Origin of the sequence: Verrucomicrobium sp. BvORR034, assembly GCF_000739635.1 — a bacterium.
Lineage (GTDB): Bacteria > Verrucomicrobiota > Verrucomicrobiia > Verrucomicrobiales > Verrucomicrobiaceae > Verrucomicrobium.
Genome location: NZ_BATQ01000176.1, coordinates 45,470 through 68,085, shown reverse-complemented (window position 1 = coordinate 68,085; position 22,616 = coordinate 45,470). Strand labels below are relative to the sequence as shown.

Here is a 22,616-nt window from a genome sequence, read left to right as displayed (position 1 = left end):
CTAGCCTGTCTATTTGTATCGCCTACGGTTTCCAGCAGGTGACGCATATCTCAAGAGCTGCCGAGAACTTCTTGTATTAGCAAACTTGTGTTTACTGATACGCCTCGATCTAGTGCCTTTCGGAGCAACGGTAACAGCACAGGGAGTGGAATTTGCTCGTTTCGATGCGAGGGTTCTCTGCTTAGTTTCACTAGCCCCAGAATTGTTTTAGCCGCCTTTTCTCGCACTTTAGCGGAATCCCCGCCTATTGCAGATGCCAACGCAGAACAAAACAATTCGCAACTGCCCCACAAGCGTAGGCGAAACAAAACTGCGATCGCGTTAATTTGCTGCCTCTCATTTAGTCGAGAAGCAGGCCCCCTAAATTCGTCCAGCAAACAGTCCCATAAAGGCTTCCCCATTTTCATAATTGGGACCCAATGTGTAATCTCATGCTGATCGAGTGCTGCCAACACCTTCTGGAAATCTCGATGATCCATAGAACCTAATGTCTGAGGCGCCTAAATACAATGACACCATTTTCTAACATTGCGTTAAACTCGGCCACCCTGCCACTGGAAAGTATGCGCTCCACTCCAGTTCCAAAATCAATATCAGGAGTTGGCAGATTTCTATCAGCACCTATTATTCTTCGCTCAAGTAATCCCAAATCTTGAGCGACGGTTCTTGGCATAGTGAATTGAATCGAGGTAAGTGATCGCGCCCCCGTCCTAGCCGCAGCTTCACTTGCAAAATATCGTGAAGTAGCAGTTTCTTCCGCAAAAAACGTATCCGCAGTTCTAAAGCCCCTTGTTGTGATTTTTGAAGCCATATTAGAAGTAGTGCCATGATAGAGCACGACCAAATCGTCAGCTGACCTCGCGGCAGTTGCCGCTACGGACTCAGCACGAGCCAAAGTACGCGCCGCCATAAATGACTCCCCTCCTGGGCCAGGCTCCGCAATTGCAACAAGCCAGAATGTAGCTTCTAGGGCCATCCACGTTGGATCATTTTGGCGCTCCTCCTCTCGGACGGCTGCCAGGATCTGCATCGCAGCAGGACTGGGCAAATCTGGAAGCGACGATTCAGGTTGCCTCAGCGAACTCCAATTGTTAAGATGCGCTGAAGAACCAGCAGTCGACGCTTGGCCTCCGGAAGCGCTGCTGAATGAAAATTGACCGTTAATTTCCAATTCCGGCAAATCGAACGCTCTCTCGTATTGAAGTTGCCGGGTCTGAAGCCTTCCATTGGGATCAACAAAGTTGACTGGATCACTACCTGCATAGTCATGCAATCCTAAACTAGCTCCATGCCCCATAGGGTCCGGAGAAACAAACCTGCCGTCCACGGGATCGTAATAGCGAGCCCCTAGATAGTAGAACCCGGTCACGTCCATACGCTCCCCACGCCAATTGGTAGAATGAGCCACGGACACACCATGCGCCAAGGTCACAACCGGACTACCGGGTTGAGGTCCGTAGGAAGCACAGCGGGTTACCTGCCAGCTTACGGTGGTGGATGTACCGCCATCCACCGTGGCCACAACGTGGCCGTAGTAGTCATCCACCACCGCAGTCCAAGCGCCAGCAGCTTCATCCACCGTAGCCTCGAACCCACCAATGCCCTGAAGACCACCATAGCTGCCATTGGCATCGGGTCCATGCACCTTCCAGGTGCGCTTGCCATCGGCACCGCCGATCCTGGTCTCTACAGCGACTTCAAGGAACTCGTGAAGCGGGTCATACCAGGAATCTTCCTGCACGGCATCCCCCACAACCCCGCCGAAACGGACCGTCTGCGTAACAGTGCGCAAGCGGCGGCCCAAGCCGTCGTAGCGGGCTTTCCAGTTGATGCCATGCTGGTCCGTATCGCGATCTGTCACCGCGAGCAGGCGCCCCTGCCCATCCCAAGTGAGCACCTGGGTGCGGCCGCTCAGGCTCCAAGATCTCTGGATGACATTGCCTTCTTCATCATAGGTATTGCTGACCTGTTCCTCCAGTCGTGCCAGACTGAAGTTGCTGGTGGCACTGGTATTGAAAGTTCCGCCGGGATGATGGGCGGTGGCTTCGAGACTGTGATCCCCCGGCCAGAGACGCAAGGGCACGCTCCAGTTCCCCACCGGGTGCTGCCAGCCGGGGTGGCTCACATTGGGCAGAGAGCCCACCTTCTCAATGCTGGCCGTGACCGAAGCCGCGCCAAAGGCGTTGCCCGTGGCGGTGATGTCATGAACCTTTTCGTTGCTCGTCTGCCGAAGGACACGGGCAAACTTGCTGGTCGCGCCCGTATCTCCTGAAGCCACGTAAGAGCGGAAGTCTGCCGTGGGGCTGCTGCCTTGGGTAGCGCTGGTACGGATGCCGAGACCCGCAAAGCCAAAGTCATACTGGAAACTGAGATTCTGAGCTACCCCTGTTACCGGAGTGTAGGACTCCGAAACCAAACGACGGCGCTCCACATCATAGCCATAGTAGCGGGCATCTGTCTGCGCAGCAGGCCCGCCTAGCAAGGCAGCTCGAGAGGCGACGTAGCTGCTCTGGCGGTTGTCGTCCAGCCAGGTCAGGGTTTCCTGTAGCAGGGCACCGGGAAGGCCGACCACGCTGGTGGTGGTCTGAGTGAGGCGGCCACGATTGTCCCGCTGATTGACGACATAGCTCCGCCACGGATTGGAACGACCGGTGATGAGTCCGTTGTCGGCATAGCTGTACTCAAACACCTTGCCATCCGCCGTGACACTCTTCAGCGCGCCATCCGCCTGCCAGGCGAAGGCAAACGAGCCGCCCGCGCCATTGCCCAGATCCGCGATGCTCGTACCCTTCTCCAAGGAGGAGCGTCGGCCCGCGGCGTCGTAACCATTGGTGAGATGGCGAATGACCGAGCCATCCATGGAGACCGTCTCGGAGGTGACGCGGGTTTGCGCATCATAATCCCGGTGCACGATGGTGTAACCGTCCCGGGTGTCTTCACGGAGGTCGGTGACCAGGCTGCGCGGGTCATCGTAGCTGAAGGTGCGTACGACATGATCGTCCTGACCGGAAGTGCCACTGGTGTAGGTGTGGACACGACGCCATTCATCATAGAAGACAATACAAATAGACAGGCCAATACAAATAGACAGGCTATTTGTAAAAGAGATAAGTTGACGATTTAGGCTGGGCCTGTCAGTATTGGGACATGGCTTCGCCTCGATATTTTGCCGATCCGCTGGTTCCGGTTGCCTTTTACCACTGCATTTCAAGGGTGGTGGAGCGGCGGTTGGCGTTTGGACCGGAGGAGAAGGAGCAGTTTGTGCGGCTCATGCGCGCCTATGAGGGCTTTTGCCAGGTGCGGGTGTTGTCTTATTGCGTGATGTCCAACCACTTCCACATCATGGTTGAAGTCAGGAAGCGGCCTGAAGGGGCGGTGTATTCGGATGCATGGCTGCTCAAGCAGGCGGCGTTGATCTATTCCAAACCAGCGGTGCGGATGCTCAAGGAGACGCTGGAAACCTATCGCAGTCAGGGTCATGACGTTGCGGCCGAGGAACTCAAGGAGAAATACCTGGGCCGGATGTGGGACGTGAGCCTGTTCATGAAGGAGTTGAAGCAGCGGTTTAGCCTGTGGTTCAACAAGCGGGAGAACCGCAAGGGCACGCTTTGGGAAGAGCGCTTCACCAGCGTGCTGCTGGAAGGTGAACTGGCGACTCTCTCGGTCATGAGTGCCTATATTGATCTCAACCCGGTGAGGGCGGGATTGGTGCAGGACCCGAAAGACTACCGCTGGTGCAGCTATGCCGAAGCCGTGGCGGGAGGTCGCAAGGCGTTGTCAGCCTTGTACACGATCACGAATGAGCATCGTCTGCACGAGCAGAATCAGTCAGGAGGGTCACAACGGATCCCGAGTGCGGTCAAGGTCCTTTCCGGCTACCGGGTATGGCTCTTTGGCCAGGGGGAGGAGGTTCGGGCTGGTCACGATTCCGACAGCCAGGTCCTACGTAAAGGCATAAAGCGCGAGGTGGTGGAGCAGGTGCGCACCGAAGACGGCAAGCTGACCCTCGCGGAAACGTTGCGCCACCGGGTGACGTACTTCACGCTAGGTGTGGCCTTGGGAAGCCGGGGGTTTGTGGATGAATTCTTTGAGGTGCGTCGTGAACAATTTGACGCCCGGCGCCAACGAGGTGCCCGCCCCATGAAGGGCGGAAGTTTTGCCGGGATGTTCGCCTTTCGAACCCCGAGAATTGGGCTGGTGTGACGAAGAGGGGCTGGTACTGAGGGAAATGGGACGACAGGGGCGCGAGATCCTGGTGAACCTGTGGACCCGGACCGCGGGATGGCATTGAGTGCCCAGACCCAATCAGCAAGGCTGAAGCCGGCAGAAAGGCGCTGAATCGGTTTCATGGTTCGAGTTGTGGACGACTGATCTTCGGCAGGCCTGTGGCCCCCAGGATGGCGATGTCAAAAAAGTTGTCTGGCCTGCCGTCAACACCCGGCTTGCCGTACTGCACAGTGCCGCTCATCACGTGCCCTTCCACCAGACGGATCTGAGTGGGCACTGAGGCATCCAGCAACCCGCCTCCGGCAGTGAAGATGCGTGCGGCCATGGCGTTGTTACCCTGAACTCCCTCCCCCTGGTACCGCACCGGCGGGACCGCCTGCCCTTGCTCTTCACTCAAGAAGGGGAGCGGTTCGGGCGCGTTCAGAAGGAAGGTGCTATCAGCGGTGTTGGACGCATCCACCACCACGCCTTCCGGCAGCAGTTCCCAGTTTCCCTTTTGCACCCAGCCCTGGCCTTCCTTGTAGTAGATGATGGCAAAGGCCCGGTACGCCTGGGGCTGGTTTGAGCTCGTAAGCAGGACCAGGGCCGCCAGCGTGTTGTGGGACATGGCAGTCTGGCGGGCTGCCCCCACGAGTCCCGCCACCTGTTTGCCTCCCGCCGTGAGACGCGCAGACCCCGTGCTCTGCACCGCCGGTACCACCAGCGTCAGCAGTACCGTCATCACGGCCAGTACGAGGAGCAACTCAATCAGCGTGAAGCCGGCCATTCGAGCGCGGGCGCGTGGGATCGTCGTTGGCGTTTTCATGACGTGCGGGCATGGTTTTCCCAACAGTTCGACTCAGAGCTGCTGACATTAGGCTCTGCGGCGGGATCGGCGAAGATGCAGCCCGACGATGCCTAGCAGCAGCAGGACGGCTCTCGATGGCTCGGGTGCCAGGCTGGTCACTGAAAGTCCGTCGATGTAAGTCAGATCGTAGAGATCGGATATCTCGACATCAGTGAGGGCACGGTTCCAGAGGCCGACTTCATCCATGAAGCCGTCCCAGTAGCGGCCGTTGTTGTCGCGAAAGGTCCCCAGATTGATCGCAGGAGAGTAAAGCGAACCCTGAGCCATGGTGGAGGTGGTGCCTACCAGTTCACCGTTGAGGTAAAGCTTCTTCGTGACCGTGGTGCCATCAGACGAGAACGTCTCCACCACCTGCTGCCAGGCGCCCTCGTTGGTCGTCGTGTCATAGTACGCGGCATTGGACACATCGTAGTTGGTCTTCCCGGGGTTGTAGGCGGTGCCTACGTAGGACCCGTTCGAGGAGGCCAGATCCCCGCGGATGCCAAATGACAAATCATAGTCCACGTCGCCCTCATAGAGGAAAAGCCGGTCTGTGGGAGCGCTTTCAGGCTGCATGTAGTACCAGGCGCTGATGGTAAAGCTGTAGGCCAGAGGTTGGGGTGCCGGATCCGCCGCCAGCTTTCCATACCCAAGTCCGATCTGGAGCCAGTCCTTGTCGGCCCGGTTGAAGAAGCCGGCGTTCCCGGCCACCCCGGCGATCGCGCCGTAGTGCCCCGTCAACGTGTTGGAGGTCACCCCCGAATTGGTCACCACCACATTCTTCCCAGAAGTGTCCACCGGAGCACTGCCCTCGAAATCGAGGTAGAAGCTCAGTCCGTCCAGCAGGGAGACAGAGCCAAGAGCGGGCTGGACCAGGCCAGCCAGCATTCCTGTAGCGCACAATAGGGACAGCAGGTGTTTCATTGCGGTCGGAGGCTAGTGTTTCTCAAAAGAAAGGAAAATGCTCTTGTGTAAACAAAATGTTTCTTTCGAGAAAGTCCAGACTCTTTTTTCCCGCACCATCCCGCTTTGCTCCACCCGTCCCCTGTGCTAATCTGCGTAACCGCCGCAGCCCTATGAATTTGGTAGAACTCGCCCAACGAATCCGAAATGCCCGACTCAAGCGCGGATTGACGCTGGAAGAAGTCTCTGAGTTCTCAGGTCTGGCCAAAGGGCTGCTTTCCAAGGTGGAGAATTTCCGCGTCACCCCGACGCTGACGACCTTGGCAAAACTCACGGAAACCCTGGGAATCAAGCTCTCAGAGCTTCTTGAAGGACTCGATGAGAAGCCCCGCATCAGTGTGGTGCGCCGCAGCGAGCGCAAGCCGATCGAGCGGAACTACATTCCCTCTGAGGCGGGCAACAAGCTGAACAATTATTATGAGTCCCTGGCCCACCGGCGTGCGGATCGGACCATGGACCCGCTCGAAGTCCGCGTCCCTGCCAAGGGTGGCCGCCAGCAGGCCATGAAGCACGAGGGAGAAGAGTTTCTCCTGGTTCTGGAGGGCACCGTGACCTTCGAGTACGACAACGATCTCTACCGCCTTGATGCGGGAGACAGCCTCTATTTCGACGCCGAAACAGACCATCGTGTCTTCAATGAGACCGACAAAGATGCGCGAGTTCTTTGCGTCATGTGCATGGATCCGGCGGCACTGAGGGCTGCCAATCGGCTCAATAGCAAGTAGTTGCAAACACACTGACGACCTCCTGAACCCGCGCGAGGGCGGTTCGGGAGAGGGAGAGCTGTGCCCAATGGGGCCGGGATTGCAGGCCGCTGCCGGGTGACCGATTTGTTTCCCAAAAGAAATAGCAGATGACAGAAAAGCGTAAAAAGTTGCTTTCTAGAAACAAAAGTGTCTTTTTAGCTAATCGCCACCTTCTATGAAAACGCCTTCTCTTCCATCTGGCAGGGTCAGTCGCCGGCAGTTCGTCGCAGGTACCATCGCCTGCACCGCGGCTTCCGCTCTTGATCAAGCCGCCGCCGCCTCTGCGAGCCAGAGCGGCTTCCTCGGCCCCATTGTCGGCCATACAGAAACCGACAAGAGCGCTATCTGGATGCGGGCGGGCGCTCCTGGGGAGTATGTGCTGGAGGTGGTTCCCGTCAGCGGAGGCACGCCAGTGACGGTGTCTGCCCAGGCCGCGGCGGATCAGGATCTCTGCCTGCACTGGCAGGTGAAGGGCCTGCGCCCGGGCACTGCCTACCGCTATCGGGTCCTGTCCAACTCAGCTCCAGTGGCCAACGCGCCGGAACAGAGCTTCAAGACGGCTCCCGAACCTGCCAAACCGGGCAAGGTGCGGTTTGCCATCAGTTCCTGCGCCAAAGAGGACGCGGGCAGCCGGGCCGTCTGGAAGAGAATGGCGGAGGAGAAGGTGGATGCTGTGATCCTTATCGGTGATACCCCGTACATCGACAGCACCGCCCTCGAAGTGCAGACCAAGCGCCACCGTGCCTTCGCGGCAGTGCCGGAATACCAGAACCTGCTGCAGTCCCGCCCCTGCTGGTGGACCTGGGATGACCACGACTTTGCCGGGAACGACTGCGACGGGCGCGCCAAGGGCAAGGAAAACAGCCGCACGGTGTACTGCCGCTACCGTCCGCAGTGGACCTTCGGCGAGAAGGATCAAGGAATTTACACCAGCTTCCGCCATGGCCCGGTTGAGGTGTTCCTGCTCGATACCCGTTGGTTCTCGGAAACAGAGAAATCCTACGCCGACCCCTCCAAATTCTCACTGCTGGGGGCCGCTCAATGGGAATGGCTGCAACGCGGACTGAAGGCCTCCACAGCGCCCTTCAAGATCCTGGCCTGCGGGGTGATCTGGGATGACAAGCAGAGCAGCGAAAAGGACGACTGGGGCACCTACATGCACGAGCGCATCGCCCTGGAGGAGTTCATCGCCCGGAACAAGATCCCCGGGGTGATGCTCGTGGGCGGGGACATCCACGCCAGCCGGGTGCTTCACTACAAGTCGAAGAAGACCGTCGGCTACGACCTGGTGCAGTTCATTGCCTCCCCCATCCACAGCAGCGTCATCCCCAAGCTGAACACGTATCACCCGGATCTGGTGCGCAGCGCCGTGGAGCCGCACGTTTTCATGGTGATGGAGGTGGACAGCACGGTCACTCCGGCCCGGGTCTCCACCGAGCTCATCAACCGCCACGGTGAAAGGGTCTTTACCTACAATCTGACCCTGGCCGACCTCACCCCTGCCTGAACTTCCTAGAACCCGACCCATGTATTCCACTGCTTCCGTCACCGTCAACCAGCGTGCCTACAACCTGCCACAGCGTCCCGTTGTGGTCGTATGCCTGGATGGCTCCGCCACCGAGTACTTTGACGCCGCCCTCGTGCGCGGGCTCATGCCACACCTCGCCAAAATGAGCCTCCACGGCTGGCGCGGATTCGCCCGCGCGGCCATGCCCACCTTCACCAACGTCAACAACACCAGCATCGTCACCGGCACCCCGCCCAGCGTGCATGGGATCGGCGGAAATTTCTTCTACGACGCCGTCCAGGACCAGGAGGTGATGATGAACTCCTCCAAGTTCCTGCGGGTGGAAACGATCTTCCCCGCCGTCCAGAAAGCGGGGCGCAAGGTGGCGGTGGTCACCGCCAAGGAAAAGCTGCGCGACATCTTTGCCTCGGGCCTGATCTGTGAAGGCGGCATCGCCTTCTCCGCGGAGAAAGCCGCGCAGGCGGTCAAAACCAGCCATGGCATCGAGGAAGTGGAGTCTATTGTGGGCCCCACTCCGGATATCTACAGTGGTGATGCCAGCCTCTACGTGCTGAAGGCGGGCGTGGCTCTGCTGGAGCGCGGCATCGCGGACTTCCTCTACCTCTCCACCACAGACTACATGCAGCACAAGCATGCGCCGGAGGAGCAGGAGGCGCTGGACTTCTACGCGGCGATCGATGCCGAACTGGGCCGACTGGTGGCTCTGGGCGCAGTCGTAGGCGTGACAGCGGATCACGGCATGAATGCCAAACAAAAATCCGATGGCACGCCCAACGTGATCTACCTGGAAAGCGAGCTGGAAGCCCAGTTTGGCGGCGGGTTCCGCGTGATCCTTCCCATCACTGACCCGTATGTGGTGCATCACGGCGCCCTGGGCTCCTTTGCCCAGGTACACGTGCCGGCCAGCGCGGAAGTTCAGGCCGTGCAGACCTGGCTGCTGGGGCGCAGCGGCGTGACCGAATGCCACACCCGGGCCGTGGGGGCGAAACTCCTCGAACTCCCGGAGGACCGCATGGGCGACCTCGTGGTGGCCAGTGCCCGGGACGTGGTGCTGGGCCGCACCCCCGCCTATCATGATCTGAAGGCCCTGGCAGGCGGTCTGCGCAGCCACGGCGGCAGGTACGAGGAAATGGTGCCCTTTGTCTTCAGCCATCCGCTGAAGCCCTCCCACGCCGCCCGCGCCAAGGCGGACCCGCGGAACTTCGACATTTTCGAATTCACCTGCAACGGAACCCTCTGACCATGGCCGCCGCTGTAACTCATCAGGAGCCTGCCTTCCGCCGCGCGCAAAAGCGCGTGCTCGGGGCGGTGATGTTCTGCTATTTCTCCTACTACACCGGGCGGCAGACCTTCGGGTTTGCCATTCCGGGCATTCAAGCAGAGCTCGGGCTGGACAAGCAGACGCTGGGCTGGGTGAGCGCCGGCATGCTCTGGGCCTATGCCATAGGTCAGGCGATCAATGGCAATCTGGGTGATCGCTTCGGCGGACGCCGGATGATGAGCTTGGGCACGGTTCTTTCGTTCGTATTGAACTGGGCCACCAGCTTTGGCACCGGACTCAAGTCGCTGGCCATCGCCTGGAGTGCCAACGGGCTCGCACAAAGCATGGGCTGGGCTCCGGGCAGCCGGCTGGTGGCCAACTGGTTCGGCACCCATGAGCGTGGCAAGGCCTTCGGTTTCTACCTGCTCTCTGCTGGCCTTTCCTCTGTGCTGTCCTATGTCACCTCCCTGTTGATTCTGGACGTGCTGCACCTGAGCTGGCGCTGGATCTTCCGCCTGCCGGTGATCCTCATGCTCCTGGGGGGTGTGGTGGTGTGGCTGCTGGCCAGGGACCGGCCCGCCAAGCTCGGGTTCGCGGACTTTACCGATGAGAAGAAGGCGGACGGCACGCCCGCCCCCACGGTCACCGGCGAAACGTCCTGGCAGCGCTACCGGGCCGCCCTGGGCAGTGCCAAGCTCATGCTCGCCGGCCTGGCCATCGGCTTCCAGAGCTCCGTGCGCTACGGGCTCCTCATTTGGGTGCCCGTCTATTTCCTAGGTCCCGACTTTAAAAGCAACTCCGCCGGGAAATGGATCAGCATCGCCCTGCCGGTGGGCATGGCTCTCGGGGCTGTGGCGACAGGCTGGATCTCCGACCGGTTCTGCGGCTCCCGTCGCTCCGGCATCATCGCCACCTTCATGGGCCTGGCCGCCGTCACCGCCATGGGCATGTACCTGCTCCCCAAGGGGCACTGGCTGGGGCTGCCTATCCTGTTTCTGTGCGGTTTCTTTGCCTATGGACCCCAGGCAGCCTTCTGGGCTCTGGCTCCCGACCTGCTGGGCCGCGCCCGTGCCGGCACAGCCGTGGGAGTGATCAACTGTTTTGCCTACGCCATGGCCGGTCTGGGTGAGCCCTTCATCGGCTGGATGGTCCAGCACAACCCCTTTGCCACCATCCCCGGGGTCGAAAACACCACCCTCGTCTTCCCGATTGTCTCCGTCTTCGCGGTTTGCAGCGCGCTGCTGGCCCTGCTTATCCGCCGCTGACCTGTCTGACATCCTTTTGCAACCTATGAGTGCCACCCTTCATCCCACCCGTTCTCCGGCCCCGGCCGGCTCAAGAAAGTCTCGCCGCGCATCGAAGGCCCGCGTTCAGTTGTTTCATGGTCCCTCCCGCAGTTTCGAGCTTCACGAGCAGGCTCTGCCCAAGCATCTGGGCGAGGGGGAGGTGCTGGTGGAGATCTCGCTGGCCACCATCTGCGGCTCTGACCTCCATACCATCGACGGCCGCCGCTCCGCCCCGGTCCCCTGCGTCCTGGGTCACGAGGCGGTGGGGGTGGTGGTGGAAAGCAGTCGTCAGGGCATCGTGCCCGGTGCCCGGGTGACCTGGAGCCTGGCAGATAGCTGCGGCCATTGCCAGGCCTGTGCGTCGTGGCACCTGCCCCAGAAGTGCGATCACCTCTTCAAATATGGTCACGCCGCATTGAGTGATGGCACGGGCCTCAACGGCTGCTATGCGACCCACATCCTGCTGCGCCCCGGCACGGCCGTGTTGGAGGTGCCGGACACGCTGCCGGATGCCGTCGTCGCCCCGGCCAACTGTGCCCTGGCCACTGTGGTCAGCGCACTCGCTCAGTTGCCCTTTCCCTGTCGCTCCGCTTGGGTGCAGGGCGGTGGATTGCTCGGACTCTATGCCTGTGCATGGCTGCGTCACCAGGGTGTGCAGCAGGTCTATTGCTCAGACATCCAACCCCAACGGCTGGATCTCGTCGCCGACTTCGGCGGTATCCCAGTTCTCGGCGATGACGCAAACTGGGGCCGATCCCGAGAGCGCATGCAACAGGAATGCCCCGGTGGGGTGGACTTGGTCGTGGAGGTGACCGGCTCGGCATTCGTGGTCCCACCGGGGGTGCAGATGCTCCGCCCCGGCGGCATGTATGTGTGGGCGGGCATGGTCCACCCGGAGACGGTGCTCCAGCTTACCGGTGAGGCCGTCATTCGCAAATGCCTCACCATCCGTGGTATGCACAACTACTCCCCGCTGCACCTGGCGGAGGGGCTCAATTTCCTCGAATCGACCCTGCACCAGTTGCCCTACGACAAGCTGGTCAGCCCGGCCCAGCCGCTTGCCTCCCTGGAGGAGGCGGTCTCCCTCACGCGATCCCGGGGCTGGCAGCGTGTCGCTGTGAGACCCTGAACCTGATCCTACCAACAATCTCCCTTGAATCTCGAACTCCCCTCTTATCTGGCGGGCGTCGCCACGCAGTCGGACGACCGTCTTGAAGTCTTCAACCCCTGGGACGGCAGCCGGGTCGGCAGCGTGGCCCGGATCACGCGCAGCCAGCTCGATGAAGTCATTGCCACGCATCTGGCTCCACATGTGCCGCTCACCCGGTATGAACGCGCGACCATCCTGAACCGCACCCATGATCTGCTCAACGGCCGCCGCGAAGAGCTTGCGCAGATCATCACCCGGGAAGCGGGTCTCTGCCTGAAGGAAACTCGGTATGAGGTGGGCCGTGCGTGCGACGTCTTCTCATTCGCCGCCATGGAGGCACTTCGCGATGACGGGCAGACATTCTCTTGCGACATCTCGCCCACGGGCAAGGCGCGGAAGATCTTCACGCACCGTGAACCGTTGTCTTTGGTGGCCGCGATCACCCCCTTCAACCATCCTCTCAATCAAGTAGCGCACAAGCTGGCCCCAGCCATTGCAGCGGGAGCCCCCATCATCCTCAAACCTTCAGAGAAGACGCCGCTCACGGCCGCCCGTCTGGCTGAAGTGCTCTACGACGCAGGGTTGCCAGGGTGGATGCTCAGCGTCGTGCATGGCTCGCTGGAAGAGGTCACCACGCCGCTCATTCAAGATGAGCGCGTGGAGCTGGTCACCTTCACCGGCAGCGCGGCGGTGGGCAAAAAGATCGCCGCCACGGCCGGATACAAGAAGCTCTGCCTGGAATTGGGAGGGCATTCTCCGATGATCATCCTGGAGGATGCAGATCTTGATCTCGCTGCGAAGCTGGCCTGTGAAGGCAGCTTCCGCAACAGCGGCCAGCGCTGCACGGCCGTGCGCCGGCTGCTGGTGCATGAGAAGGTGATTCAGGAGTTTACGGACCGGTTCGTAAAGTTGGCCGCGACCTATGTTCACGGGGATCCAGCGGAGGAGTCAACCGTCGTGGGCACCGTCATCGACGAGCCTGCAGCCATCGCTTTGGAGCGGGCCGTGCAGGAGGCCGTGGGCAAGGGGGCAGCTGTGCTTCTCGGCGGGAGCCGCCAGGGTGCCCAGATGGCGCCGACCATCCTCGCGAATGTGCCAAGATCAGCCTACCTTGCTACCAATGAGTGTTTTGGTCCTCTGGCACCCATCTTTGCCATAAAGGACCTGGATGACGCCCTGGAGTTCTCCAACGCCACTCCGTACGGGCTCTCAAGCGCCATCGTTACGAACTCCATGGATGCGGTGATCAAAACGGTCAAGACGCTGAAAGTCGGCACGGTGAATGTGAACGAGATTCCGGGTTATCGCCTTGAACTCTCCCCGTTTGGCGGCGTGAAAGACAGCGGCCTGGGGATCAAGGAGGGGGTGATCGAGGCGATGAAGTTCATGACAACGGTGAAGACCTTTTCACTGCCGTGGTGAAGCGCTGCCATTGACCATTCCAACGCAGGAGCTAGCTAGCCTTTGATTCAGCGTCGATAATTCGTTTCTCCATGGACGCCCGTGATCTGGACTTGAAGCTCCAGCCCGCCTTTACCCACCCATAACAGCGAAGAGCCGGAAAAATACAGAACGTTACCAGCTTACGCGCAGTCCGACCAGTCCGCTGTGATTTTCGTAGTTCTCGCGACCCAAACTGGCCTGATAGGCAATGTAGGCGGCATAGCGTTTCCATGAGACATTGAGCGCTGCTGTCAGCAGAAGACTGTCGCGTCCCATCTCGGGCCCATACACGGTGAAGAGGCTGCCGCTGTCATTGGCGAAGCGGGCCTGAAAGGGGAGGCTGTCATCCTCAAACTCATGCTGCCATTGAATGCCCACCGAGGGAGTCACCAGTGCAGAACCCATTTTGGTGGTGTAGGCGATCCGGGGTCCAATGCGAGTGCGCAAGGAGCTTGCGTCCTGGGACTCAATGATGAGGGGCAAGAGCGAGCCGACTTCGTCGTAGCCATCAATGCTGACCAGGGTGTAGAGTACGGAGGCCATGGGAGTAATGGTCCAAGCGCCCAGCTTGATATCGTAACCCACGCCCAAATAAGCGTCAAACTGGGTTCCTTCGGTCTCACCGCGAGCGGTGCCCAGGAATGCGCTTCTCTCGATGTCATACGAGTTGTAGCCTCCGCCCACAATGCCCTCTGCGAAGAAACCACCTTCGTGGTACATGGCGTAGACCGCAGCTTTGCCACCATCGGCTTCCACGTTACTCGTGCCCGTAAGGTCGCCTTCTGTATGGGAATAGCCCACACTGACGCCTACGACGAACTGTTCACTGAGACGGTAGTCCACACCCATGGCCGTGCCCACCGTTGTACCGTCGTAGCTGTTGGCTCCACCGGCAGTGAGGTAGTCCCCGGTGCCCACGATGAAGAAGCCCCAACGCAGGTCCTCATCCACCTGCACTTCTTTAGGTTGTACGCCCTCGCCTCTTTTGCCGCCCCAAGTGTTCTTGCCTCCCGTGGGATTTTTTCCGCTCCACGGATTTTTCTCACTCGGCACAGACTCCGGACTGTAAACATCGGGAGCCCGGTTGGACCAGGCATAGGATTGGGCACGAAGGTCAGCGAATCGCTGCTGAACGCTGAACACCTCGGTGTCGAACTGGGAAAAGCCCTGGGTGTAGATGGAGGTAAGGCCTGGCAGGGAGGCGATGTCCACCACTTGGGCTGCCAGCAGAAGCGTCTTCCGCAGTTCAGCAGCCTTTTCTGCATCGCTCCCTCCAGAGGAATCCCCTTCACCTTCCCCCTCATCATCAGGGGTGGTATCAACCACCTCCGCACAGATCGCTTTGATGATTTCGTTCGTGTCCAGGGTCACCGCCCCGTTTCGTGCCAAAAGCCGACCAACGACGGACGCGCCCGTTGTGGCAGTTATTGACGTGAGGGCCAGGACATTTCCCTGGAAAGTGGAGTTGGTGCCCAGCGTGGCCGAGCTGCCCACCTGCCAGAAAATATGACACGCCTGCCCCCCGTTGATAATGACCACGGAGCTATTGGAAGCTGTGATCAGGGTGGATCCGGTCTGGAAAACCCACACCGCGTCAGGATTGCCCTGCGCATCCAGAGTGAGCGTACCTGTTAGCCCCAGAGAAAAACCGCCATCGTTATAAACGCCTGCAACGAGCGTCAACCCACCGAGTGTACCTGCGGTGATGGTGCCTGTAGGGGCCAGACCAGCGGCATTGTTATACGCAGTCACCAGATCAATTTTGGCCTGCTGCGTGACCGCGTCGTCGGCATGATTCGTTCCTGTAAGGGTGATGCTGCCACCGCCTGTGATGGAGGGGTTTGGATGGGTGCCGATGTCCCCGACGATGGTGGTGGGACCGGTATTACTGATCCCCGACCCCGCCAGCACCGCAAAACTGTCCGCCGTGCCGAGATCGACCGATTGTGCATGACTTGTCTGATGAAGACACACCGCCAGCAATGTGGAAATAACGTGCAGCATGACCTGCTTGCATTTGGTGGCGCTCATATGGGTGTGGATTTGGGTTCATGGTGAGACGCAACGGGCTTGAAAATATCGTGGCAATTGTGCCAGTTAAATTTGCGCCATATATTTATATGGCGCCACTCTTTCAGATTGCCCCCATGGACGCAATGAATAGTTTGCTCTATTTTTATGCTAAATAGTTTCCCTATTTTACAATCTTATTTTGCAAGCAGATAGGGGCGCCAGCTTGCGGCACACTCTGTGATTGAGGGCCAATTCCCTTGGAGACATCTCAATCTCAGCACTTCACGTGAGTGAAATTGCGACCTGGGCAAGTTCTCGAAGCCTTCACGAAGATCTCATCTATCACAGAAGAGCGCTCGGAGCTTCCATGCCTGCTGCAACTCAGGGGAGTCGGCGTCAGACGCCCTTGACCTAGACTCAAGCTCTGCAACTCGGAAAATTGATGCAACATCTGAAAGTCCAGAGTTGGGCTCGGCATAATCTGATCGTGGCCCGCTTTAGAAGTAAGTCACCCCTTGGAGTGGGGGAGTAGATCATCGAAGTAAAGGGAGGCAAAGTCGAAAGGTTCTCAATGAAGCCTCCCCGCTCCGGCAGACCGTGCTGGAATTGGCCTTGAAAACGCATCGGGGCACTCGCGACTGTGTGTGAGTCCATGGGTGACGGTGCTCAGCCGCTATCACCTGGAACACGTGGAGCCCGTCGTTTCAAATCCCGGCCACAAAGCAGCTGCTCTGAATTTGCTCCAATGTGGCATGGACATCGTTACAGCAGTAGAAGGGGGCCGCTCAGAGTGATGCCGAGATGCCGCTGAGTGAAAACACCACGGCAGATTTTCCAACGGGAAACGGGGAGCTCGTACTAGTGGTGGACGATGAGACCTCGGTTCGGGATATCACTCACCAGACCCTCGAAGCATTCGGCTACAAGGTTTTGCTCGCATGTGATGGTGCCGAGGCCACCGCGACCTATGCTCTGCGTCGCCATGAAATCGATGTCGTGCTCACTGATGTGATGATGCCTTTGATGGACCGACCAACCATGATTCATGGTCCTTGTACACATCAATCCAAAAGTCAAGGTACTTGCTGCCAGCGCACTCAACGCTAATGGCATGGTAGCATGTTCGTCGAATGCAGGGGCTCGTAATTTTCTACCCAAGCCGCAAATCGCGGGATCGTTGCTTCGAGCGCTCCGACGGATTGTCGATGGCACTCCCTCAGAATAGGAAGGCCGGATGGGAGATCAGGACCAAAGTGGCGAGGGCTGGCTTGTATCCCAGCCAGATGTGGAAGAGCGCAGCATTCCGCGAACCCTTTTGTGAGGGCGGGTTGTTGCCCGCACTCACGCAGTGTTGGATTATGTACTTCGGTTATCGGCAATAATTATGGAAGTCGACCGGAATTCTTCGGTGGGGTGCATACACTGACATGGCTTGACGGAAGCCACGTTTGCACACGCATCGCCCATGCATCCAGCATTACCTTCATCCGCGATCTCGTTATGAACGCTCGCTCGTAGGTTGGACTGTAGACTGTACTTGCAACGGGTTTGTTGGCAACCTCAAGTGGATTTTTATGAGCGACGATACGGGATCATTTTCGAGAGGGTTTGGCAGCCCGGAGCACCTGCTACAGGCGATTGTGGATTCATCCGACGATGCCATCGTTTCAAAGGACCTCAACGGTATTGTGACCAGCTGGAACCGGGGCGCGGAGCGCATTTTTGGTTACTCAGCCCCCGAAATCATCGGCAAACACATCTCGCTGTTGATTCCCAAGGAAAGGCTTGAAGAAGAGCCCCTGATACTTGAACAGCTGCGCCGGGGTGAGCGGGTGGACCATTTCGAAACCCAACGGGTTCGCAAGGATGGAGAGATTCGTGAAATCTCCCTGACAATTTCACCGGTCAGAGATATCACGGGGCAGGTTGTTGGTGCGTCCAAAATTGCACGAGACATCACCGCTCAGAAAAAGGCCGCGCTAGCCATTGCTGAGGCCAACGAGGAGACGGCGCGTCAAGGCCGGATGAAAGATGAGTTCCTTGCAACACTTTCCCATGAACTGCGAACACCTTTGCAATCGATCTTGGGGTGGATGCAGCTCCTGCTCGCAGGCGACATGGATCCAGAGGAGTTGAAAGAGGGGCTGCACGTGATCAAGCGAAACGCTCAATCTCAGCAGCGAATCATTGAAGACCTTCTGGATATGAACCGAATCCTTTCGGGCAAGATCCGCATTGAGGTGGAACGGGTCGAGCTTGGCCCCATCCTCGAAGCTGCCATGGAAACAGTGAAGCCGGCCGCTGATGCGAAAAGCATCCGCATGCATGCTGTCCTTGATGGGCTCCCGAAACTGGTACATGGAGATCCCCAGCGCCTCCATCAGGTATTCTGGAATCTGCTTAACAATGCCATCAAGTTCACACCACGTGCAGGCCGGATTGAGGTCCTGCTCCAGAGGGTGAATTCACATTTCGAAGTCTCCGTGGCTGATAGCGGCGTGGGCATCACGGAGGACTTTTTACCCTATGTTTTTGACAGGTTTCGTCAGGCAGACGCTTCTTCCACCAGGACCCACGGTGGCCTGGGCTTGGGATTGGCCATCGTAAAACACCTAGTTGAGCTTCATGGTGGATCGGTAGTTGCTAAAAGTGCCGGGCCGGGGCGAGGGGCCACATTCGCAGTGATGCTGCCGGTTGCCGCCCTGAAGGAGGGGGAAGTTCCGCTTGGGCGTGCCTCAGCCCCATCAACGGAGCTTCCCAACAAGTCGTTGCCTCAACTCGCGGGACTATCCGTACGGGTGGTAGAGGACGACGAAGACTCGCGGGACCTTCTCGCACGGACTCTGGAAAACGCTGGAGCAACGGTGACGACGGCGTGCTCTGCAGATGAAGGGCTTCTGAAGTTTGAGACGTTGGCAACCGATGTGATAGTCAGCGACATCGGCATGCCCGAAAAGAACGGCTATATGTTCATCGAAGCCATCCGTTCCAAGCCTGCCCAGGACGGGGGAAAGGTGCCCGCGGTGGCGCTCACCGCCTACAGCCGTGTGGAAGACCGGGTCCGAGCACTTTGTGCAGGATTCCAAATTCTGTTGCCGAAGCCCGCGGATTCGTCAGAACTTGTGGTTACCGTTGCGGCCCTGGCCAAGCAGTTTAGGTAACCTGACCGAAGGTCTAGTGGTCCTCGCCCCGCGCAGAGGGCAATTGTTAGGCAAGGACCTCGACCGATCCATGAATGCGGGGAAGTACTACCCTGAAAACACTGCCTCGGTTCGGTTCAGATTCGAGGGAAATGGATCCCTTGAGCAGATCTACAAGTCCCGAAACAATGAATAGCCCCAAGCCGGAGCCGCGGAGCGGCGAGGCTGGGGATACCTGGTAATATTCAGAAAAGATGTGTTGGCGGTCCCCTTCAGAAATGCCCAGGCCCGTGTCCTCCACGACAATGGCCCAGTCGTTGGTGCTCACGCCTTCGAAGCGGAGATGCACCTCCCCTGTTGGAGTGTACTTGATGGCATTGGACACGAGATTCTCCGCGATCTGCCTTACACGAAGCTCGTCCGTGTAGATTGAACCGAGCTCTCCTTTGATGGAGGATGTAAAGATCAGCCCATTAGCCTCGGCCACAGGGCGGTGTGCAGCTTCAAGGAGCTTGAGCAGCAGCCCAGGATCGAACCACGCAGGCTTGGCCACGTTCTGACGCGAAAAGATGAGAGACAAATCAAGCAAGTCGTCAAGAACCTGCTTCATGTGGCCGCAGTTGCGGTCGAGGTTTCCTCTCATCAGCTCAATCGACTCCGGGTCGTCGCTCGACAGGAGCGCTGATGCCAGACCTACCGAGTTTAACAGATTGCGAAGCTCATGCGACACAGTGCGGATGAGACGAAGTCGGGCCTCATTGGACAGCCGGACAGTGGCCTCGCTCTCTTCGGCATACTTTTCCACCGAACGACATTCCAGTTCGTTGAGAAAAGAGTCTGCCGAACTGCATGCGAGAGAAAACACAGCCAGTTCGTTTGGTCTGCCACACGCAAACTCCATGACATTTTCAAACAGAACTCTGCGGAGCCTGTAGATTTCCCAAACGAGTTCTTTGTAGCTGTATCCTTGGCCCCATCTTTCCGCACCGTGCTTAACGGCATTCCACCTTGCGCCCATCTCAATCTCCTCTTCCCCCGAACGAAGGACTATAATGAAGTCCTCCAGTAGGAGTGGAATGTGATCTTCCAGAAGGTGTTCAGAGAGCCGGTCAGCCGTCGTGAGGCGGGGATCTTTTTTAACCTGATTCACCCAGGAGCGGACAATGTCGCCCGTCCTTTCCGCCAAAAAGTCTCCCAGCTGGGATCGTAGTTGAACTGCATCTATCGTCTCCATGCTGTTTATGCGGAGAATCGTGGGCAAGTGCTGATATGGCTGTTTCGCGATTTTCTGGGCCTGACGGAGGCCGGGCTATACTTGTGATATGCCATTTACGAGCAAGGTACTTGTTGGGAAACCTGTAGTGGTGCGATCTCAATTTGGCGTGTTCGCAGTCCTTGGAGCGGAAAACCTCAAGAAGCTTGGTCTGTGAAGCGACATTGCTCGTAGTGATGGGATGCCTTGCAGGATATTGGGCCGGAGGACCGGGGCTTGCCGTTCAGCCGAACGAACCCTGGCACACTTTAACACATGGAGGCCACCCCAACCGCCCGGAGGACGGAACAGGGGGCTGCCTGTATGAAAGACTTACCCTATCGCTTGCTGGGCTGAGCCGCCTTCCTAGAAGTGTTGCCGACTTTTCGGATTCAAACTTCGGACAAAGCTCGTCGAACCTCGCGCTGCCGATAGTCGTGTGCATCCAGAGCTCTGGCCAATATGCCACTGAGCGGCAGGGACACGACAAGGAATTCCAAACCCAACAGAGAACCGAGAATCGTCACCAGAAGGGCCATCAGCGACAGCTTCACTGCTCGCTTCCTGTTCAAAGGCGCTTCGAAGAAGAGGTCGCGCATGTACATGCGCTCCACTAAAGTCCAAGGCGGGACGTTTTCAAGGATGCTGAGCCAACTTCTCAACGCTCCACTACCTAACACATGGAATTAACCCCGGGATAGTTTTCTCCCCCGGGGCATGACACGGCGGGGAGCCTGACGATCATCGAGAACTGCTGCCGGTGCGGGGTGAGGGGGAGGTGGTGGCCATTTCCCGGACATGGGAGAAGGCGCGAGAAGTATATCGTAGCCTTCGAGGAGTGAACAGCCCCCTGCTTCAAACCAATTGGAGCCTCGAAAGCCCATTGCGATCAATATGCATAGGGCACTGGGCATGAGGCTTACTTTTATTGCTGAAGGCCCTGCCAACAGATCTGCTACTGGAGTCCCTCTGCTCGGTGGTGACCGTCCAGGACTTTCCCGCCCGATCTAGGTGAATAAGCAAATGGTACGGCTCGACAACTCGAACCTAATGTGCCACCGAACTTGCGCAAACAAGTGAGAATATGGGAAGACATATTCTTACGGGCATTCTTACTTTTGAGTTCAAAGTGCGTGAATCCGCCTAAGAATAGGAGTGCGCACGGAGGGGGAATCGAACCCCCGACCAACACATCCCTGATCTATTTCCCGAGAATCGCTGGCAGAGGTTTCTTGTCTGTACAGCCCCTTTTACATCGCTTTCAAAGGTGAGCGTCGATTGATTTTAGCGTTCGACCGCCAAGAAGAACCGGGGCGAAGGTGACCACATGCAACGTATCGCAAAGTGTCCAAACGACCAGTAAATCCGAATCCAGAAGCATCTGCAAGGCGTTCAGTCTCAGGTGCGCACCCGGAAGGGATCGAACCTTCGACCTACGGATTAGAAATCCGCTGCTCTATCCACTGAGCTACGGGTGCAATGGGCAGGGCTGACCACCATAAACGGAAACCGCCAAGGAGCAAATGGGATTCCTAAGCACGCACTGCCCAACGGAGTTTGGCAGAGGCGGCGCGGGTGTTGAGGCGGATTTCTTCAGGGGAGGGGCGCTGCACTTCATCGCTGATCGCGCTGAAGACGCCGTCACGGGAGCCGGAGAGGAAGGCCTTTTTCACACGGCGGTCCTCTCCAGAGTGAAAGGTGAGCACGGCTACCCGGCCACCGGGGCGGAGGGCGGTGGGCAGAATCCGCAGGAAGGAGTCAAGGGCTCCGAACTCGTCATTCACGGCGATGCGGAGGGCCTGGAAGACCCGGCGGGTGGTGGCTGTGACTTCCTCCTCATCCAGGTGCTTCGGCAGGGCTCGCTTCACGGCGGCGGCCAGGGTGGGAGTCTTGGCGAAGTCTTGGCCAGCGAGCGCCTCGGCGAGCAGGCTGGAGTTGGTCTCATCCGCGTTCTCCTCAAGGAGAGCAGTGAGTTTGGGCACCGAGATCTTGCGCAAGATTTCCCGGGCGGGCACGCCGCGCAGTGGATTCATGCGCATGTCGAGCGGGCCGTCTGACTTGAAGCTGAACCCCCGGGCGGGATTGTCGATCTGCATGGAGGAGACGCCGAGATCAGCCAGGATGACGTCTGCGCCATCGCTCCAGGCAGCTTCATCGAGGGCTTTGCGCAGGCCGGCGAAGTTCATGCGGACCACGCGCAGGGTGTCTTCAGGAAAACCGAGAGCCTTTAATCTGGCACCGGTCTTTTCAATTTCGATGGCGTCCTGGTCGAGGCCCATGAGGCAGCCATCTGGCTGCACGGCGCGGAGGAGGGCTTCAGCGTGGCCGCCGTAGCCGAGGGTGCAGTCGAGGGCACGTTCACCAGGCTGGGGAGCGAGGATCTCCATGATCTCCGGCAGCATGATGGGAATGTGCTGGCCTGCGGGGGTCTTCCCTGAGGCGCGCACTTTGGCGACGGTGTCCGCATACCGCTCCGGCTGGAGCTCCTTGTACTTGTCCTCGAATCGACGTGGGTTCTTGCCGCTGTACCTCTGGCGGCGCTTATGCACCGGTGGAGGAGACGGGACTTCATCGAACGGACTGCTGGACATGATGGTGCTACATCGACGCAGATGGCTCTCTCTGCCTCCTTATTCGTACTTTTGTGTCCTGAGCGGAGGGGCGGGGGCCGTCCCGCTCCACAAAATCCCCCCAAGGCCCCTCCTTGAACTGACGGGTCTGGCGATAGCTGAAGAGGCAGGTTGACGCCCACGCACCTTGCAGAACACGTCCTTGGGGAAT

General features: G+C 58.7%; 16 protein-coding genes and 1 tRNA gene. 9 read left to right on the top strand and 8 right to left on the bottom strand.

The genetic code is table 11. The features are described from left to right. Window positions 1-484 precede the first annotated feature (484 nt). A complete protein-coding gene (locus BV034_RS31285) occupies window positions 485-3,211 on the bottom strand; it encodes an RHS repeat-associated core domain-containing protein (RefSeq protein WP_265593677.1) in 2,727 nt (908 codons plus the stop codon). Between BV034_RS31285 and BV034_RS31275 the strand changes: the two genes are divergently transcribed. After that, a complete protein-coding gene (locus BV034_RS31275; RefSeq protein ID WP_050030869.1) occupies window positions 3,148-4,203 on the top strand; it encodes a transposase in 1,056 nt (351 codons plus the stop codon). The two genes, BV034_RS31285 and BV034_RS31275, sit on opposite strands and share 64 nt — an antisense overlap. A 142-nt stretch (window positions 4,204-4,345) precedes the next feature. Here the strand turns inward: BV034_RS31275 and BV034_RS31270 are convergent, their stop codons facing one another. Together BV034_RS31270 and BV034_RS31265 are read right to left on the bottom strand one after the other, a co-directional pair. Then, window positions 4,346-5,032: a prepilin-type N-terminal cleavage/methylation domain-containing protein gene (locus BV034_RS31270; protein WP_081888263.1), complete on the bottom strand. Its 687-nt coding sequence runs from the start codon at window positions 5,030-5,032 to the stop codon at window positions 4,346-4,348. Window positions 5,033-5,080: 48 nt separating this feature from the next. Beyond that, window positions 5,081-5,977 (bottom strand): LamG domain-containing protein, encoded by an 897-nt coding sequence (locus tag BV034_RS31265; protein ID WP_081888262.1) that lies wholly within the window; start codon window positions 5,975-5,977, stop codon window positions 5,081-5,083. Between the two features lie 152 nt (window positions 5,978-6,129). On the opposite strand from BV034_RS31265, the gene BV034_RS31260 reads away from it, so the two are divergent. From BV034_RS31260 to BV034_RS31235, 6 genes are all read left to right on the top strand, one after another. After that, window positions 6,130-6,741 (top strand): cupin domain-containing protein, encoded by a 612-nt coding sequence (locus BV034_RS31260; protein ID WP_050030866.1) that lies wholly within the window; start codon window positions 6,130-6,132, stop codon window positions 6,739-6,741. Between the two features lie 196 nt (window positions 6,742-6,937). Next, entirely contained in the window at window positions 6,938-8,269 is a 1,332-nt protein-coding gene (locus BV034_RS31255) for an alkaline phosphatase D family protein (RefSeq protein ID WP_050030865.1), read from the top strand. Window positions 8,270-8,288: 19 nt separating this feature from the next. Beyond that, a complete protein-coding gene (gene phnA / locus BV034_RS31250; protein ID WP_050030864.1) occupies window positions 8,289-9,530 on the top strand; it encodes a phosphonoacetate hydrolase in 1,242 nt (413 codons plus the stop codon). 2 nt (window positions 9,531-9,532) lie between these two features. Beyond that, window positions 9,533-10,816, top strand: coding sequence for an MFS transporter (locus BV034_RS31245; protein WP_050030863.1), 1,284 nt, complete (start codon window positions 9,533-9,535; stop codon window positions 10,814-10,816). Window positions 10,817-10,841: 25 nt separating this feature from the next. Further along, window positions 10,842-11,966, top strand: a complete 1,125-nt coding sequence (locus BV034_RS31240) for a zinc-binding dehydrogenase (RefSeq protein WP_050030862.1) — start codon at window positions 10,842-10,844, stop codon at window positions 11,964-11,966. A 24-nt stretch (window positions 11,967-11,990) separates the two neighbouring features. Further along, on the top strand, window positions 11,991-13,409 hold the full coding sequence (locus tag BV034_RS31235; protein ID WP_050030861.1) for an aldehyde dehydrogenase family protein: 1,419 nt from the start codon (window positions 11,991-11,993) through the stop codon (window positions 13,407-13,409). 153 nt (window positions 13,410-13,562) lie between these two features. Here the strand turns inward: BV034_RS31235 and BV034_RS36605 are convergent, their stop codons facing one another. After that, complete coding sequence (locus BV034_RS36605; RefSeq protein ID WP_050030860.1) at window positions 13,563-15,461, bottom strand: ice-binding family protein; 1,899 nt, start codon at window positions 15,459-15,461, stop codon at window positions 13,563-13,565. A gap of 783 nt (window positions 15,462-16,244) precedes the next feature. On the opposite strand from BV034_RS36605, the gene BV034_RS31225 reads away from it, so the two are divergent. Both BV034_RS31225 and BV034_RS31215 read left to right on the top strand, forming a co-directional pair. Beyond that, window positions 16,245-16,550, top strand: coding sequence for a response regulator (locus tag BV034_RS31225; RefSeq protein WP_050030859.1), 306 nt, complete (start codon window positions 16,245-16,247; stop codon window positions 16,548-16,550). A 467-nt stretch (window positions 16,551-17,017) separates the two neighbouring features. Continuing rightward, on the top strand, window positions 17,018-18,604 hold the full coding sequence (locus tag BV034_RS31215) for a PAS domain S-box protein (RefSeq protein ID WP_050030857.1): 1,587 nt from the start codon (window positions 17,018-17,020) through the stop codon (window positions 18,602-18,604). Between the two features lie 46 nt (window positions 18,605-18,650). On the opposite strand, the gene BV034_RS31210 is transcribed toward BV034_RS31215, so the two are convergent. The 4 genes from BV034_RS31210 to rsmH all read right to left on the bottom strand — a co-directional run bounded on the left by BV034_RS31210 (window position 18,651) and on the right by rsmH (window position 22,426). After that, a complete protein-coding gene (locus BV034_RS31210) occupies window positions 18,651-19,844 on the bottom strand; it encodes a sensor histidine kinase (RefSeq protein WP_265593676.1) in 1,194 nt (397 codons plus the stop codon). Window positions 19,845-20,227: 383 nt separating this feature from the next. Further along, entirely contained in the window at window positions 20,228-20,434 is a 207-nt protein-coding gene (locus BV034_RS31205) for a hypothetical protein (protein ID WP_265593675.1), read from the bottom strand. Between the two features lie 806 nt (window positions 20,435-21,240). Beyond that, window positions 21,241-21,313: transfer RNA gene (locus tag BV034_RS31200), tRNA-Arg, on the bottom strand. 54 nt (window positions 21,314-21,367) lie between these two features. Then, entirely contained in the window at window positions 21,368-22,426 is a 1,059-nt protein-coding gene (rsmH, locus tag BV034_RS31195; protein ID WP_050030854.1) for a 16S rRNA (cytosine(1402)-N(4))-methyltransferase RsmH, read from the bottom strand. Window positions 22,427-22,616: the final 190 nt, after the last annotated feature.